Consider the following 17622-nt stretch of genomic DNA (forward strand, 5'->3'; position numbering starts at 1 on the left):
GTAAATATAATAAATACTAGAAAAAGGGAAACAAAGAAAGCCTGCATTACTATCATTGTGAATCCAAAAACTACGGTCGAAGCCCATCCGGGCGTCGCATAAGGCGTAAAGAACTTAACTCCTATAACCACCAGCATACTGATAATTGAAAAGACAATTAGTATTATTGAAATCATAAGGAATCTAACCGCCACTATATCGATTTGAACCGAAATGGCGCTTAGTCCGTGAATTATGAGCGCCGTAATATTCATTTTCGAAACGCCACAATATCGCGCGCCTCTATTCGTTTCGATCGTAGTTATCGGAAGTTTTGATCTTATTACTCCGCCTGAAAAATGATTCCATATTTCCGACACGTTGACCAACTTTTTTAGGAGTATTTGAGGAATCAGGCAGAAGTTACCAAACGATATAGAAGATCCAGTCAAGATTCTGTAAACAAGTTTGTATACCTTGTATAAGAAAATAAATACAACGCCCTCGGATCTTTTTTTGCGCTGCGCAAATATTATTTTCTCCCCTGACCCGATATGAGTTGCCAATAAATGTATAATATCTTCAGGTTGGTCTTCTCCGTCTGAGTCCATAACTATTACTGCATCGTATACTAAAGGTCCTCTTGAAATAGAAGCTAAGGCAATCGCAATAGCCTTTTGATGCCCCACGTTCCTATTTAATGTTAAAATTTCTAAAAAGTTGATCTTTTGTAACGGCCTCCATTCAGCGGAGTGCTTTTCGTATGAAGCGGTTGAACCATCATCAATCGCCATCAATGAAACATCCACCTGAGCAAATATCGGGTTCGTACAGGCCACACGATCTATTCGCTGCAGTAAAACCGTAAAAGAGTCCCAGTCATTAAAAACCGGCGTTATGATCAATATGTTCATATGTTTTATATTAAAATTTTAAGTTTAGCTTGCTGCGCGCTCAATTATCTTAGAACCACAAAAACTAACTTACAAATTGATTTTACTACTTTTTTTATTATTGAAATTATTGTGGAATATTTGTGACGAATCGAACTGCCTTTTCAAAGCCGAGGACACTGCTACGGATTGAAAATTTCTGAGTGACCGTATTCATCCCATTCTCGGCCAAAATAGCCATAAATTCGGGTTTTTTCAAACAATAAATGATTTTTTGCTTCAGATCGTCCACATCATTTGGATCTATGATTAGGCCGTTAATACGATCTTCTATGAGGTCTATGGTGCAACCGGCATATTTGCTGCAGAGCGTCGGTACACCGGCTGCCATGGATTCTATAGGCACCAGCCCATATAATTCTTGCGTTGATGTAAAGAGCAATAAATCAGCTAATGCAAGAAATTCCGGTAATTCTTCCTTCTGTTTAAATCCCCAAAAATAAATATGATGCAAGTCGTTATGCTCTGCCCACCTTTTCAGGTTTATTTCCTCTGGTCCGCTGCCCACGATATGAGTTCCGAAAACTGGTGAAGAGGAGTCACTTTGAATTGCCTTTACGGCCTCCAGTATAAAGTGAACGCCCTTTCTATTTTCAAGATAACCAACAAATAGGATATTCAAGTCAGGTAATTTACGTTTAGCAATGTACTCACGCTTTCGCGTCCGTAATTCCCGCACTCTCTCGCGTATGAATTCCGTATCGACTGTATTAGTCCCTATGAATATTGTCTTAGGTTTTATTCTCCATCTTTGCAAATATTTCGCGGCTTCAGTACCATAAGCCACAAAAGCTGCGGCATATTGAATTTGTACATGCCTTAGAATATTGCGCAGGCTGCGGAATCGCGAGCGAATTTTATCCTCCGCAATAGTCTCGCCACTCCAAATTATATAAGGAATATGAAACAACTTTGCATATAATAATGTCCAAAGCGTGGCTAATGAAAAGCCCCCGACAATGATAATATTTGGTCGATTATAATACAACGATGGGAGTAGCGACAGAGCTAATGAAGTAAAGCCTTCCTTATATGCCAAATTCCAATCTCTTAGGTACTCAAAATCAAAATGAAACTCTTGTTCATTTATTTGCCATTTCCGCCTTCTGTAACTCTTTGTTAAGAAAATGACGTGAAGCGCCCAGTTTCTGCTTTTGAATTCTTCGTTCATCCGGTTGAATAGCGGAATGCGATAAGGGCTTGGAATATTTGTAATGATCACTATTTTCAAGAATCGCCACCGCCAGTCTTGCTCTCTAATACCACTAAACCAACCGAGGCCCAAAAAAAGTAACTAAAAGTTGTGTTATCCCACGGCTGCATAAAAACATTCATGATGCCCGTCACCACCCAAAACATGACAAAAACAAAAGTAAGGGTCAGATCGGCTCTGTTTTCCTTGGATTTAAACCATAAAAAATACCCCATTTTATACAAGAAAAATAACCAAACAGTTAGGCCAATAACTCCATTACGCAAAAGCCAGGCTATATATTGATTATGAGAACCGAATGAGCCTCCTGATCCAATGATTTTAGACACAACGTCCATTTTAAGATAGTGCTTTCGAGCATCGTTCCAGAGCCACATCCGGCCGGCCCCCAATCTTTTTATTTCATTGCTGTTCGTCATTTTGTCGGTATTTTCAATCCAAACCAGCTCTCTTTCAAATCTCTTCTGGGTAAGCGGAACTTGAGTAAAAATGAGAACAGTTATAGTGATTATAATAGACAAAAGAAGATACTTTTTTCGAATGATGAAGAAAAGTGTAAGAAAAATTATTAGGCATATCCACAAAGTTCGACTAAACGTGAAATACAGTACTATAGAACACAATATAGAATATGAGAGGAACATTGTCTTTAGAGTTTTGGACGTCTCAGTAAAGGCAAGCAATAAAGATAGTAAAATTCCCGTAAACATGACGATGGACAACGTGCCTGAGTCATGGTAAGTGGCATTTAAACGGTAGAACAATGCTGCGGAGTAGGGTTCTGAAACATTGGCCATCAACAGTTTAATCGAAGTGGAACTGAGTTGATACAAGCTAATGAAACATGGAATTATGGTTGAAACCAGGAAGGCGCGTAAAAAGATGATCTTGTCTTTAGATTCATTTAAGATAAATGGAACAACCAGTACTGCAGAGGCTAGATTTAGAAACCTCAAATTCCAGTCTATAATGTGTTTGAATGTTAAAGGCGAATGAGGCTGCGGCAAGAACATGAAATGGCTGTTTAAGAATCCCCATGACGCAGCGATACAATTTAAAACGAATAGCACAAGAAGCGGTTTGAAGAAGGGGTGGCTAATGACGGCTGGGCGTTTGATGAGAATATATAAGCCGCAGAATAGCGGAAACAATGCCCCTGTAATTTTCAGGATATTGAGTCCATCGACAATCGAATAATTCCAAAAGATGTCAACAGTGAACCTAGTCGAAAAAAAGAATAACAATGCCCAACGAGGGTTCTTAAAGGACAGAACTAGTAATATGCTAAGATATAAAAGCAATATGATTTGCTGAGATTCCATCTCACAAACCTCGACTTAACAGTTTCATAAGGAGGTCGTTCATAACATCAGCCGACTTTTCGATGTCGTGGTTTTCCATTGCATACGCGCGGGCTTTTACGCCCATTTTTCTTCGTAATTCTTCGTTTTCAATAAGCTGCAAGACATCAACTACTAATTGATCAAAACTCCGGGAATGGAACCCTAATCCATTTTTTTCAATGATTCCGTCCGGATCATAGTTCAGGCTGACCACCGGCGTTTCATGAAGCCAGGCCTGGATATACGTATTCGGGAAACCTTCCCGGTCAGGTAATGTTGTATTGACAAAAACAGAGGCCTTAGCAAACATTCGATTGGATTCTATCCAGGTCAAAGGTCCGATATATTGGATATTGCTGAGCTCTTTCGTCTGAGAAAATATTTCATTTTTGTACTGCTCATGAGGGATCGTACCTGCAAATAGAAATTGAATTGGTCTGCCCTGTAATTGTTTTGCCAGCTCAACAAAAAGCTCCAAACGTTTCCTTCGCCCCGCATGGGCAATCCAGAAAACGATCGGCGGAGCGTCCTTTTGAATATCTGCCGGCGGAATTTCGTGACTTGATGGTATAACATGCGCCGCAATATTTCGTTTTTCTTTTAACCGGGATGTTTGTTCATGAGTTTGTGCAATCACTAAATTTGATTTCTCCATCGTACTGTTGAAGAAATAGTCAGATAAAAAAGCATGGATATAGAGGATGGTCTTCTTAAGTATGTTTTTTTTGCTTTGAATAACCTCTTGTCGGCTAAATGACATGACCAAGTCATTGTTTTCAGCACAATGATAGATCAGACTCTTGCGATATCTTTGAGCGAAGCGGTACCCAGCGGGGGATGAGGTAAAAAAAGAGCGGCCGCGTTGATAGATCAGAGCCGGATTGATTGATTTCAAAAGCCTGGAAATATCCTGCCGAAAAAAAGAAAATAGCGTGCGTTTCTTAATCCAGTGTACATGGATTCCATCCAGGACGGTTACGGAACCAATTTTCTCAGGGAAAAGGGTCTGAGCTATGAAATGGACATCCCAAGTACGTTTGGCAAGATGTTTTGCGATTAAATAAGTCTGAATCTCAACTCCTCCTACCCTTTCCGAAAAAAAATGTGGCATGAGAATACAGATAGATTTTGTGTAATTATTTGAATTGGGCATAGCGTTTTTAATATCTCAATTTATAGAGGACGGCCTTGCCCCAGGAACTGTCATCAACTGCATAAATAAATTTCAATTCCTTGCGATCCCTTCCATCTAATAATTCCGCTACTCCCGGATTTTTCGTCCTTGTGTAAAAATCATCCACGACCAAATAGTCTACCTCATGTTTTTTTAGTGAAGTCAATAATGTCTCATAATTTAATGGATTATTATATCGAAAATATCGCGCTTTGGCGGAAAATGCAACATAAGGTTTACGGTCCGCAATAAGTTTGCCTTTTGCTTCAGGATAGTGGTCCCGCATCCATTCCCCCAGCTTCTTGTGATTACCGATAACCGAATTGGTTGGCGCATGGTTCATCATTGGCGTATAGGACTGCAGGAGCAGGACAATAACCGAGCCGCCCATGAATATTTTTTTGTAGTTGGGACTTGCTATTCTTTCAGAAATTTTAAAGATGGTGTAGGCGCTAATGACCAGAAAAACGGGTACGTGCATCACAAAATAACTATCGCGCGTGGTATACCAAAGCATCATCGTCCACATAGGAAACAAGAGGGAATATAGAAAAAGGAGGGGGTATCTGTCATGCCGTTTTGCAAATACAAATGACAACAGCAAAAGTATCAGATGGAAAAATCCGATAATCGTGAGCAATGAGATCCCGTATTTTTTCACATGCGGCACGAATGCGTCCATGTCCTGGTCGAGCGAATTATATTCGCCACGAACTACAAAGGCGTTATAATTGTATTCGACATGCGGATCTTTCGGAAGCGCCCCGGCATTAATACCTAAAAAAGGCTCCACATACCCCCTGAAATGGAACCGGTTGTAGGTGGTCAATTCCCATTTGCCGGTAGCTTCATGTATGAATAGAATTTGTGGGAGTATGACTAACAATGTAACACCGCTCATAGCCCAAAGCCGCAGGTGGTCTCTCTTAAATAACCTCTTGTGCAGGAGAGTCGCAAAAAGGAATACTAAAATGATAACAAAATACTGAAAGGCTTCCGGCTTTGTAAGGTAGGCCAACCCTAAAAACAGCCCGCACGCCAGCCAATCGCGCAAGCGTGTTTTTTCGTCCTGGCGATAAGTTTTAATTATTGAAGATGTAAAATAGAATGACGCAAGTAAAAAAAAGATCAAAAGAGATTCCGGCATGATGCGAGCGGCGATGCGAATAAGAAAACCATTTAACGCATATAAAATAGCGGCTAGTCCGGCAATCCTATCTCCGAACAGGTTTTTTACGAATCCATAAAATGGAAATAGTCCCAAACAAACCGCGAGGACCAAAATTACATGCGTAGAAGCCTGCAGGTCATCCATCACCAGACTCAGCAGGCCTATGAGTATCGACATCATGGGCCATGTGAAGGTGTTCGGCACGTCGCTGTAAGTGAATCCAATACCATGAAACAGATTATATCCGCTTAATGCATAGAATACACCGTCTGTTCCAATGCCGCGGGGATAGCCGATGAAATAGGTTAAGAGTATCGATGAGAGAAGCGATGTACAGAAAAGGAGGAGAATCGATCTGTTTTTATTAACCAATAATCCTAAGAATTTGAGTTCAATCACAATGTACTAACACCTGATTAAATATGAATCCTAAATGCCATCTATCTAAAATCCATGCAGGGATCACCTATCAAAAAAAACACAAAACTCTTTATTTTCTGTATTGCATATCAGCGACTGAAATCAATGATTCTGAATACTCGTCTGAAATCAGAAAAAGGAGAAAGCACTTCCTTGAATTTTGACGTGTCACTAAGTAGCGCCGCGTTCGTTGAATCCAATGGATGCTGCAGTATTAAGTGAGTAACGCCGTTTGTCACCGCATACTCATAATTAACGAATTTTCGTGCATTCAAATAGTCAGAAAGGTTCACCATCCATCTGTGATCTACGGCAAGGTTTCCGCCTCTCGAATACAATCCGCTGAATCTAAGGTCTGCAGGGTTACTTTGGTATTCCGATGGGTTCCTCTCATAAAGTTCCGGGTCAAATTCGGCGGATACGCCCATCATAATTGAATTTTTGGGTAAGTTCTTTCTTTGCCAATTTCCGAATTCAACTGATCTATTCATGAAGTCCCGATCGCTGGTATTGCTATAATAATATCTTACGGAAAGGAGTGAACGTGAGCTTATCCACAATGTCGATGGAAAACATGTCAAAATTACAACAAATAAAAACATGTTATTTTTAGTAAAGATTTTCTCGAATTTTCTATATTTCTGTGCAGCTATAATTAGCAGCAATGGGAGGAAAACCGTACCTAGTTCCAGATTAAAAGCTCTCTGGATATTTTTGGGGTCATCGGCAAGCGTAAATGCAGATACGACGGCCAATCCGGAAATAAAAACTGCGATCAACACAAAAGACCAGCTAAAAAGATCACTCCTAAACTGCTTCGTCTTTACAAGCCAGTAGGTGACAATTAGAACGCCGACGATGACCGGAAGTTTGTAGAGAAGGAAAGGGAGTGACCAAAATGTCTGAAACAGCTGAGACGGATTTTTTAGCAAGAGTGTTGAATATCCGCCAATCGCCGCAATTTCGGAATTCTTGGGCAGCAGTTGGTCTCCATGAAAAAGTTTTGTAGGAATCAAGCCACCCTGAGCCAATACTATCAATCCCGTTAACGATAGCACAAGCAAAAACATCAGGATTTCTGTTTTATTATCGTAAAACTTAAGTATATGCGTTCTTAAAAGTAGCAATAATCCTATGGATACGATCGTTAATAAAAAGATCGGTTCATCGCAAAGGCAAAGAAAACTCAATAATAGAGACGAGACGCAAATGAAGACAAATGGATTTCTGTCTTGCTTCTTGAATAAAAGAATGTGAACAACAGTGAAAAAGACAGGATATTTGATGAACGCAAGCACGTGTCTCGACACGCTGATGTAGTTAGTTAAACTATATCCTAAATCTCTCCTGAAGTATGAAACGATTTCAGAAGTAGTCTCAATGCCTGTGAGAATTCTTCCAATAAAATGAACCAGATCATACAGCCCAGTCAGGGAAAAGAAGAGAAACGCGATCCCGCAAAGCACCGCAAGCTTGTAGTTCCTGTAAAAATAAGAATAAAATAATGTGAAGAGGTATAAGAAGATCAGAACGGGAAAGATAAAATACCACGGTCTGTGAACATCCAATTGGTCGATAAAGCAAAAACTCTGAGTTGAGGCAGCAAGCAGGTCAAAGCCATAGTGATAAGCTAAATAGCAATCAGAATACCAAGGTGTTTTTAGAGGAAAATTGCCGTTCAACATGCTTGTGGACAAGGTTTCGTGAAAGAATGCGTCATAAGTTGGTGTGCCAAAATTGATACCAACACTGATAAGAGTTAAAAAGAATATAATGATATAAATTTTGTGTCTGACTTTGATTTCAAATTCGAGGAATGCCTGCCTGAAAATTTTCCGTGCTTCGTGCAATACGCTGATGGAAACGCTTACGCAAATAGTCAGCAGGACTATATTCGCTATGGCGAGAGGCATTACATTAAGCAAAAGGGCCAACACTGACAGGAAAGTGAACAAACCTGTAAAAAAAGACATCACCACAATTAACAGTTTGTTTTCGTCTGGACGCGCAATGTGCATATATAACCAGAAACCGGTACAAAAAACCGAAAACATATAAATACATACCAAAAGGAACTGAATAACGATGTTCATCTGTTTATCTGACCTTACTCAGAAAATGGGAGTTATCGTAGTGTGTTATCATTTAGGTTCTAGCAAAAGCGAACATATTCGGGATATTTCATTTTCATTCAATTCATAATACATCGGCAATCGCAGTAGGCAATCGGTATAATGATCCGAATTTGGAAGCACACGGCCGTCATGTTTGTCAGTATAAAATGGGCTCTTATGTAAACTCAGATAATGAAATACAGCATAAATTTCATTTTGTTTTAAGCGTTCAATGACACGTGTTCTTGCTTCAAGATTCTTAAATAAAACAAAGAACATATGCGCGTTATTCGTTGCATAAGCGGGGATACGCGGCAAACTAATATGGCCAGCCGTTTCCAGCGGCTTTAGATTTTCATAATAAGCATTCCATAACATTTTGCGCTTCGTTTGAATTTCATCCAAATGTTCCAGTTGGGCATACAGAAACGCAGCAATAATATCGGATGGAAGGAAAGAGGAGCCGATATCCATCCATCCGTACTTATTGACTTCTCCACGAAAAAATTCAGCTCTGTTTGTTCCCTTTTCCCAGACAATTTCGGCTCTTCGAATAAACCGGTCATCGTTGATAACCAGCATTCCGCCTTCGCCGGAAATCACATTTTTGGTTTCGTGAAATGAAAATGCGGCAAGATGGCCAATGGAGCCTAGAGGTTTATTATTATAAAAAGAGTCGATAGCTTGCGCTGCATCTTCGATCACATATAGGTTATGTTTTAGGGCGAGTTCCATTATCTTATCCATGTTGCATGCGATACCTGCGTAATGTACAGGGATGATTGCCCTTGTCTTAGATGTAATCAATGACTCTATTTGGTCAGCATCCATATTAGGGTTGTCCGGGCCGCTATCGGCGAAAACGATTCTGGCGCCTCTCAAAACGAATGCATTGGCCGTAGAAACAAACGTGTATGAAGGCATAATGACTTCATCTCCGGCCTTGATGTCAATCAAAATAGCGGCCATTTCCAAAGCATCGGTACAACTGGTGGTCAGCAAACATTTTTTGAAATGATACCGTTCCTGAAAAAACTCGTGGCACTTTTTTGTAAAAGTCCCATTCCCGGAAATGATACCGGACAAAACGGCTTGATAGAGATAGTGCGCTTCTTTACCTGTGAGATACGGTTTACTAAATGGAATTTTCATACGATTTGTTTCTATAAAATTGTGTTACTTTGCATGTAAAGAAAAGATAAATTTGCGAATTTTATTAGTAAATGGGATGTATATTCAGGTTGAGTCCGGCAAATTTTTCCTCAATCATTTTATGGTATTTTTTGTTTACAGCTAAAAGAAGTAATTCGACCTCATTCTCACGCAGCCATTCGGAATGGTGTATGGGGATACCGTGTTTTAAATCACCGTCTTTTTTGGTGTCATCTATACAGGCAATAATATGCTGTTTCCCAAGAGCAGTATAGGCCATAAACAATGTAAAGATTTCGCTAGCACCGAAAACTGCGATCTTTCTTAGAATTTGCTTACCTATCCAAATGTCAAAATTAGAAAATTTTGATTTCCAAAATTCTAAATTTCTCAACATAATTTCTTTATCGTTTGCAGTCGATATAGCATTGATAACTTTCTTCTCGCACACAAATAGTCCAAATCCATGATTTATCTTATGATTATCGTCGACATGAATGACATCTAAGCCGTACTTATTTAATAGGTCTTTGAATTGAGCCGTTGTAAAATGCCAAACATGATCTGCAAACAAGAAATCATAAGCCAGATTATTCTGTACTGGCACGGATAGAATTATTCGTCCATTTTCAGTTAAGGAATTAATAAGAATAGTTAACAAATTGCCAATATCTTCAATATGTTCCATTACCCCCAGTAATACGAAAACATCTGATTTTGGTAATTCTTCTTCTTTAAAGATTAGTTTTTGTGAAATCTTTAGGCCTCTTCTTTTTCCTAAATTAGCAGCCTTGTGACTGCCGTCAAATCCGATTATTTTTCTGTCTGGGTTTTCAACTGCTATCTTTTCCAATACACGACCTTCTCCGCAGCCTACCTCAACTAATGATTCAAAAGTGTTTGGAAAGTATGGACGTATCCATTCAAAGTAAACCTGAGATCGTGAAATAGGACCTGATTCCGTATAAAAGATATGCTCGTCGGATTCGGATGTATTTAATTCATATTCAGTTCCGTATATAGCATAAAGTTCTTCGTTACTAAAAGTATGCGCGTTTGCCACAATGCCAGATTTCAAAAAAATGATTTTATGTAATTTCCCTGGAATAATCCTTTGATCACTCGTCATAACTCTATCTTCTGATGACTTGTAATATGTTGTAAAATCAGATGAACCGGTCAAAGGGCAGATTCGCATCATAATTCTTTCTTGATATGTTCAGGGAGGGGACTACTCATCAGTATATTTTTCGATTCTTTACCGCAATTCATCATAACGTCGATGACTGACATATAGGGAACAAAATCACCCCATAATTGACGGTAGGAGGATTGTATGTAGTCCTGAAAAATTACGGTAATCCCGTTTTGTTTAAACAATTCAATGTCAATAAAACTTTGCGCCGATTTACCATCATAAAGCAAATCAACTCCCGTAAAATGGGTGCAAATTTCAACGATCCTCGAATTTCTTTCCGTTGCTTTTTTAGGTATATTCGAAGCGTAGGAAATTGGAGTATTAATTCCAATGTAGTTGCAAATAGCGCTGTTGAGTCTGTAGTTTAGGTCAACAAGCTTCTCATATTTGCCGAATACGATCGGTTTGATAATACCCATAATTTCTTCGAAAAAGGGAGCCTTCTTGTACCATTCCGTTATCTTATTTATTAAATCATCTTCCCATTTGCTATTGTAAGAGATCAAAGCCTCATGGATCAAAGTACTTCTTGACGCGTTTCCTACCGGAACATGTATGGGTTTAACCCCATAGGGAGACTTCAACTGATTATTATTACGCCAGTCTTTTTTTGTGTATTGAACATCATCTAAATAAACAAAAATATCGGCAACAGCCATTTGCTCAAAGTATCCGAGCCAAGGTACGAAACAAGGTTGTATGATAGAAATAATCATTTTAAAGTCCGTTTATAATATCAATTGTTTTTGAAATATCAGATTCAGTAACCCTGTGGTCCACGAAGAGATTGACCACTTTATCTCTGAAGCGGTAACTTCCATGATATTTCTTTTTGTCGACATTTTCTTCAAACAATTCGGCAATCGGCGGATACCATGTGCTCACGAGAAGGTTGTTTTCTCTCAGTTTGCCAATAAGATCTTGGCGTTCCGGAGAGTCTACTAATAAATTATAACGCCAATAAATTTGCCCCTCTTTGTGATCAATGTGTCGGACCTTGTTAGATCGAATCTTGGTTCGGTAGATCGAAGCTTTTTTTGCACGTAATTCGACGTTTTGCTCAAGCGTTTGCATACGCGCTACAATCTCTTTTTTTGCCTGCGCGTCTATTTTATAGAGCAAAAAATCGGAGTAGTTTTCATACAATGGAACGTATGTTGAAGGAGCCGGGTGCTCTTTATTTAAACGAATATCTCTCAGTTGTTTTTGAAATTCACTGTCTTTTGATCTATGTATTTCGGAATATGTTTCAAGAGAGTCTGTAAGATGCTCCACTTTTTTTTTTAAGTTTTTATCTTTTACAAACGCAGCTCCTCCGAAACCATGCTCTATAATCTTCGCATATCCGAAACTAAAAATTGAGGCGTCGCCCCATGATCCTAGAGGCTTATCATAAAATTTTCCACCCAAGGAATTACAAACGTCTTCGACCATAAATAAATTATTTTTGACAGCCCATGCGCTGATTTTGTCGATGTCTAATGGCAAACCAAAATTATGAACGGCCAGCAACACGGATTCATTGCCTGTAAAAGCGTCTTTTATATTTTCAAGCTTGGCAATTCCATCAAACTCATTCACATCGTATAAAACAGGAACCATATCGGCTTTTTTAACAATCGGATAAACAATTTCGCAGATATTAACCGGCAGTAAAACTTTTGCATCGGGTCTGTTTAAGCTTTTAAGAATACTCCACAAGGCCGTGGAACCCCTGCCTGTAAAGATAAAATCAGCAATATCAATTTTCATATTCCACACGCTGATTATATGCTCTTCGGAAGTCGAGATTCTTGTTTATTCTTTCCAACTTAAAAACAACCATCGCGAGGAGCATGAATTGAATGCCGACGATAGCTAGAACAGAAGAAAATATTAGAAGATTCGTCGGTAATATAGAGTGTTCGACAATTCCCCAGACGATTATTCCTAAAACAGATGCAGAGCCAAGAAATGAAAATAAGATGCCTAACGATATTAGCAACACAAGAGTTGTTCCTCCCGTACTAAAGTTTAGTAAAGCTAACGCAATGGCATAAATCAAGTCACTGATTTTGTAGTGGCTTTTTCTGGTCTGGGTGCTATTATATTCAACCGAATATTCCAGTATTGTGAAATTGAGATTCATCATGAGGATGGGTAGATTTTGAACCAAGATATCTTGGGCGAGTATCCTGTCAAGCGCTTTTCTTTTTAGAAGTTTAAATGTTGACCCGATATCTTTAAGTTTTGTTCCGCCGATTTTTTGAAGTAATAGTGAAATTATTTTTGAGCCGATCCTTCTGGAAAAACTTGCCGACCTTGTGATTCTGGAAGCGCTGATAATGTCCCATGTTTTATCTTCTTTGCCGTATTCAAAAAATTCTGTCATTCTCTCGGGATCGACCTGCAGATCCGAATCCATCATATATACATAGTCACCTGTCGTGTGTTTTAGAGCTATGGATGTTGCAATATGTTGCCCTGAGTTCTTGTTGAGGTGTATTAATTTAATAAAAGGATATTGAGGCAATAACTCTTTGATTTTAGCAAGCGTATTATCGGGACTGCAGTCATCAACAAGAACTATTTCAATGTCTTCTGAAATGGACTTTAACGCCGTAACAGCGCGACGGATAAATTCCTGAATTTTCATGCCCTCATTATATACCGGGGATGCTAAAGAGACTTTCATTATTTAAAATTAGTTAAAGTGATATTGCTCTTCCATAAATCTCAAAACAAATCCATGATTGATAACAGGCTGAGTAATTTCTTTACCAAAAATTACCTCATTGATCCACATTTCTACGTCATTAAATCCAAAATTTGCTCTAATCCCCGTTGTTCCTGAAAACCGCGGGTTAATCTCCAATATTTTAGGGCCGTCTTTCGTTACTCTAAATTGGATATTATTCGAACCCTTCAAGTTTGTGTTTAATATGACATGTTTACAAAATTTATCCAGTTCAGGATTATTCACTGTTTCAGCGGTATTGGTCATACCGAATTTCAACTTTCTTTTCATAACGATGGTTAGAACCTCATTCACAGAGGTTCTGTAGGTTCCTGCTGTATATTCCTCATCATCCGGAATCAGGTATTCCTGAATTATCGGATCAGGAACTATGGGTTGATACTTTACAACTTCTTCAAAGGAACTGACTTTGAAAATGGTTCGTGAACCGCCACCCTGCCTAGGTTTTATAAGCATAGGATAGGGAAGCGCAGTTATTTCGTTTTTCAATTCGCTCAAATTATCGGCCAGGAAAGTTTTTGGAGTCGGTAGTTTGTGATTTTCATACCATTGATAGGCAAGCCATTTATCATTAAATCTAATAATTTCTTCATACTCGTTTATAAAAATATTGCATGCAAACTCGTTCTTAAAACTATTTTGATGTTTTGAAAGAATGAAAAATTCGAGATCCGCGGTGGGTATAACGATGTTGATTCTTTCATCTTTTACGATCCGTTTCAACGACTCAATATAATTTGCTTCGTCCTTTGCTAGGGGGACTGTATAGAATTTGTTACACCAATATTTCCCGACTACTTCGTTGTATATATCACATCCGATAAGCCGATAGGGTTGCTGCATCAGTTTTATTGCTTTGATAATAGTGAACGCAAGTTCAGAACCCACTGCTGTTACCAGTATATTTATCATACCTTTAAAGTCTTTTCAAGTTCACGAGCAATTAGACCGATATCTCCAAATCCATGCGCATTGCTGCCAAGCGCGATCATAGCGTTTTCTTCGGCGCATATTTCCAGAAAATGAATCAAAGGTTTATGGTAGACAGGGTTTATTTCCACCGCAACATTATTTTTTGTTGCCTCCTTGATTATTTCTCTTGTGAGATGAATCGGAAACGGAGTACAATACTTACTGCAAGTTGCTCCGATATGGGCGATGGCATCTATCTCGGTACTTGCAGCCAATCCCATTAGCGTTCTATATTCCAAATCAATAGCTTCGTTTTTTGACAAATCGGCAATTTTCCTAGTTTCAAGTCCCGGGTAACGGTGAGCCGCACCAAGAACAAACTCTGCTTTTTCGACCATTTGATCCGTTAATTCAACTTGTCCCTCAAATGATACTGCGTTGGCTTCGAGTCCAATAAAGGCTTTAATTTTATCCTGATACGTGACTCGAAAGTTCACTATTTCATGAACGTAACTCTGAAACCAGTGAGGATTAATGGAGCGCCATGGTTCTGTGTGTTCTGTAAATATGATCACTTCAAGCTCTTCTTCTATTGCTTTTTCAAAGACCTGTTGAACGCTCGCTTTCCCGTCGGTATAATTCGTATGTATGTGAAAATCCCATTTTGGAACTCTCTTATGGTTCAAAAGGTCTGAGGCAGATATTAAATAAGCCTTATCAAATTTGGTTCGCATGGTCTTGTCTTATTCATGAACATTGTAATAAGTCCAGGGATCAATAAGTTGATTCAGATTGACGTGATTAGCTAGTCCAATATGACACCCTTCGCCAAGCACGGCACTATTGCCGATTACTGACCCTGCGCCTATGAGACAAAACGGATTTATGACTACATCTTGATTAATATTTACATGGCTTAGCACACAAGAACCCTGTTTTATTATGCTTCCACTTAGAACGGAAGAATTGGGGCCGATGATCACGCCATTTTCAATTGTACAATATTTTGAGCGTATCACACTTTTATGAACCAATGAAGGGAAATGGAATCCTTGCGCCGATTTTTCTTCAAAGATCAACTTTCTGTATTTAGGGTCACCAATGCCGATTACCAGATTTGTTGTTTTTTTTACGTCAATGTCTGTTATTTGCCCAAGGATACTATAACCGAGAACATCCTTCGAGTTAGGATAGCCGTCGTCAAAAAAGCCGGCTATCTTGAATTCATCAAGTGACTCTATTATGTCAATAATCAACCTTGCGAGCGTACCCCCTCCAAGAACATAAACATTCATTATTGTATTTTATTCTTAATTTTGAATTAGTTTAGCTAGGTGACTATTCATTACATCTATGAGTTTGTAAGTGATCTCTTCAATCGAAAAATTATCAACTCCAAATTTTCGCGCATTATCGCTCATACTTTTCCAATAATCCACATTCTCAACTATTTTTTCCAGTTCATTTTTCATTGCAGTTATCGATTCCACCTTTGCGCCTAATCCATATTTCTCAATCACTCCATCCGGATCCGAATGCAGGCTCAGCGTTACCGTCCCCGCCAGCCATGCCTGAACGAATGCATTGGGGAGACCTTCATATCCATTGTCCGTTGTATTAACCAGAACATGCGCTTTGGATATCAGAGCTTGACTTTCATGAAAAGGAACTGCGCCCAGATATTTTAAGTTATTCATATGCTGCATTTTCTGCAAAAGAAATGATTTTAATCTCGAGTCAACAAACTGGCCCGCCATCCAGAATTCACACTCCAAATTCCGACAAGATTCGGCTAGTTCGATAAATAGCTCCGGTCTTTTTACTGCCTTTATGCTCCCGATCCACAGTATTTTTAGCGGAGCACTACGTTCCACAGGTTCCGGGACGGGGTGGCCCGATTTAATAACCACAGAATCTAAACCAAACGTTTCTTTCAGCCTGTTTTTTTGATACTCCGTTTGAACGATAATGCGTGAAGCGTTTTCTATTCCATATTCACAGATCACATCATTGATTTTTGCTTCACACCATAATACAGTTTTTTTTATAAACGGTCGGTTTTTCTTTCGAAGCTGTCGTTGATATTTTCCTCTTTCAACCCCGCTCTCTCCGGCGCTTGCCCAGGCAAATGTTTTGTGATTCTTTTTGCAATAACGGGCAACAAATCCGGTAAGTATATCACGCCCTCGTTGATAATGATAGTCTGCATTGATGGCCGTCAGCACTTTCCTTATCTTACGATACTGCAAAAGCGGAAGAAACGGGCGATGCCGTATCCAGTGCACGGTCATGCCTTCATACGATTCGAAAAAATTATCTTTTCCTTCCTTGCTGTAGGCTATGTAATGGACGTCCCAGCCGCGTTTTTTCAACTCGCTGCCGATTAAATAAGTCTGCACCATCGGCCCGGTGATAGTTGCTTTTTTATCTGAAATAAAGAAATCCGAAACAAAACAGATTGTCCTGCTCATTTTTTCACCGCCAGGATATAGAATTTTCTTGCAAATAAACCATGTAGAAATTTTGGCAATCGAAAGTTAATCGTTTTATGAAAAAGTCCGGATGCTAAAATATTGAGCCCGAAGGTTGAGGTGCTTGGATTTCTGATTTTGATTATAAATCCGGAATCTACTATAGTTTTCTCCAGTTGCTTACGATTGTAAAATCTGTAATGATAGCCTTCACCCACGATTTCATTTCCAAACAAAATACTCATCCGGTGCCAGAAAAAATAAGGATTAGGTGTGCTCAAAATCAAAAACCCGCCTCGCTTCAAAATTCGACATGTTTCAGAAAGCAGTAGTTCCGAATGATTGATATGTTCAATTACCTCCAGCATTACTGCGCCATCAAAGGCCTCATCGGCAAAATCGGGTAGAGGTTTATTCAGATCGCACGATTTAGCTTGAAATCCGTTTGAGATTGCGTTTTGTACATTTTCAGGGTTAATGTCTATGAATGTCACAGAACAATTTTCCTTTTGCAGAAGTCTGGAAAATTCTCCGCGGCCTCCGCCAAACTCAATAACATTCCTGTTCGCAGGGTTCCAGCTCTTTAAAAGGTTTAGGGCGAAAGAGTATTGAGGGCGGTTAAAATTTTCAGATCGTAATTCAGAATATTGATTCACTATACGCTGTTGTTTGTTTTCGAGCATTTTTTATATTTTTTGGTTGAGATGTTAGGACGATAATTATGAATCTATTAACGCCGGCTTGACAACACAGAAACACTATTTAATTAAATATAAATTTTCTTT

The 17622-nt window shown here is 39.0% G+C and carries 16 protein-coding genes; all 16 read right to left on the reverse strand.

Going from position 1 to position 17622, the window contains the following annotated elements:
- A partial coding sequence (locus tag F9K33_13365; GenBank protein ID KAB2878364.1) for a glycosyltransferase occupies window positions 1-893 on the reverse strand: 893 nt, incomplete at its 3' end.
- A 106-nt stretch (window positions 894-999) separates the two neighbouring features.
- On the reverse strand, window positions 1000-2163 hold the full coding sequence (locus F9K33_13370) for a glycosyltransferase family 4 protein (GenBank protein ID KAB2878365.1): 1164 nt from the start codon (window positions 2161-2163) through the stop codon (window positions 1000-1002).
- Window positions 2160-2666, reverse strand: a complete 507-nt coding sequence (locus F9K33_13375; protein KAB2878366.1) for a hypothetical protein — start codon at window positions 2664-2666, stop codon at window positions 2160-2162. The genes F9K33_13370 and F9K33_13375 overlap by 4 nt, the downstream gene beginning before the upstream one ends.
- Before the next feature lie 802 nt (window positions 2667-3468).
- Window positions 3469-4641 (reverse strand): glycosyltransferase family 4 protein, encoded by a 1173-nt coding sequence (locus tag F9K33_13380; protein KAB2878367.1) that lies wholly within the window; start codon window positions 4639-4641, stop codon window positions 3469-3471.
- A 7-nt stretch (window positions 4642-4648) separates the two neighbouring features.
- Complete coding sequence (locus tag F9K33_13385; GenBank protein ID KAB2878368.1) at window positions 4649-6232, reverse strand: phospholipid carrier-dependent glycosyltransferase; 1584 nt, start codon at window positions 6230-6232, stop codon at window positions 4649-4651.
- A 110-nt stretch (window positions 6233-6342) separates the two neighbouring features.
- Window positions 6343-8346: a hypothetical protein gene (locus F9K33_13390; GenBank protein KAB2878369.1), complete on the reverse strand. Its 2004-nt coding sequence runs from the start codon at window positions 8344-8346 to the stop codon at window positions 6343-6345.
- A 48-nt stretch (window positions 8347-8394) separates the two neighbouring features.
- The gene (gene rffA, locus F9K33_13395) at window positions 8395-9519 is read right to left on the reverse strand and encodes a dTDP-4-amino-4,6-dideoxygalactose transaminase (protein ID KAB2878370.1); all 1125 of its coding nucleotides are present in this window, start codon (window positions 9517-9519) and stop codon (window positions 8395-8397) included.
- 64 nt (window positions 9520-9583) lie between these two features.
- Complete coding sequence (locus F9K33_13400; protein ID KAB2878371.1) at window positions 9584-10720, reverse strand: class I SAM-dependent methyltransferase; 1137 nt, start codon at window positions 10718-10720, stop codon at window positions 9584-9586.
- Window positions 10717-11433 (reverse strand): WbqC family protein, encoded by a 717-nt coding sequence (locus tag F9K33_13405; protein KAB2878372.1) that lies wholly within the window; start codon window positions 11431-11433, stop codon window positions 10717-10719. The genes F9K33_13400 and F9K33_13405 overlap by 4 nt, the downstream gene beginning before the upstream one ends.
- 1 nt (window position 11434) lies before the next feature.
- The gene (locus F9K33_13410; protein ID KAB2878373.1) at window positions 11435-12469 is read right to left on the reverse strand and encodes a DegT/DnrJ/EryC1/StrS aminotransferase family protein; all 1035 of its coding nucleotides are present in this window, start codon (window positions 12467-12469) and stop codon (window positions 11435-11437) included.
- Window positions 12459-13391, reverse strand: a complete 933-nt coding sequence (locus tag F9K33_13415) for a glycosyltransferase family 2 protein (GenBank protein ID KAB2878374.1) — start codon at window positions 13389-13391, stop codon at window positions 12459-12461. Before F9K33_13415 ends, F9K33_13410 begins: the two co-directional genes overlap by 11 nt.
- A gap of 9 nt (window positions 13392-13400) precedes the next feature.
- On the reverse strand, window positions 13401-14366 hold the full coding sequence (locus F9K33_13420) for an ATP-grasp domain-containing protein (protein ID KAB2878375.1): 966 nt from the start codon (window positions 14364-14366) through the stop codon (window positions 13401-13403).
- The gene (locus tag F9K33_13425) at window positions 14363-15100 is read right to left on the reverse strand and encodes a PHP domain-containing protein (GenBank protein KAB2878376.1); all 738 of its coding nucleotides are present in this window, start codon (window positions 15098-15100) and stop codon (window positions 14363-14365) included. The genes F9K33_13420 and F9K33_13425 overlap by 4 nt, the downstream gene beginning before the upstream one ends.
- A gap of 9 nt (window positions 15101-15109) precedes the next feature.
- The gene (locus F9K33_13430; GenBank protein ID KAB2878377.1) at window positions 15110-15661 is read right to left on the reverse strand and encodes a hypothetical protein; all 552 of its coding nucleotides are present in this window, start codon (window positions 15659-15661) and stop codon (window positions 15110-15112) included.
- A 15-nt stretch (window positions 15662-15676) separates the two neighbouring features.
- Window positions 15677-16837, reverse strand: a complete 1161-nt coding sequence (locus F9K33_13435; GenBank protein ID KAB2878378.1) for a glycosyltransferase family 4 protein — start codon at window positions 16835-16837, stop codon at window positions 15677-15679.
- The gene (locus F9K33_13440) at window positions 16834-17520 is read right to left on the reverse strand and encodes a class I SAM-dependent methyltransferase (protein KAB2878379.1); all 687 of its coding nucleotides are present in this window, start codon (window positions 17518-17520) and stop codon (window positions 16834-16836) included. The genes F9K33_13435 and F9K33_13440 overlap by 4 nt, the downstream gene beginning before the upstream one ends.
- Window positions 17521-17622 lie beyond the last annotated feature (102 nt).

It is taken from the genome of bacterium (assembly GCA_008933615.1).
In the GTDB taxonomy this organism is placed as follows: domain Bacteria; phylum CLD3; class CLD3; order SB21; family SB21; genus SB21.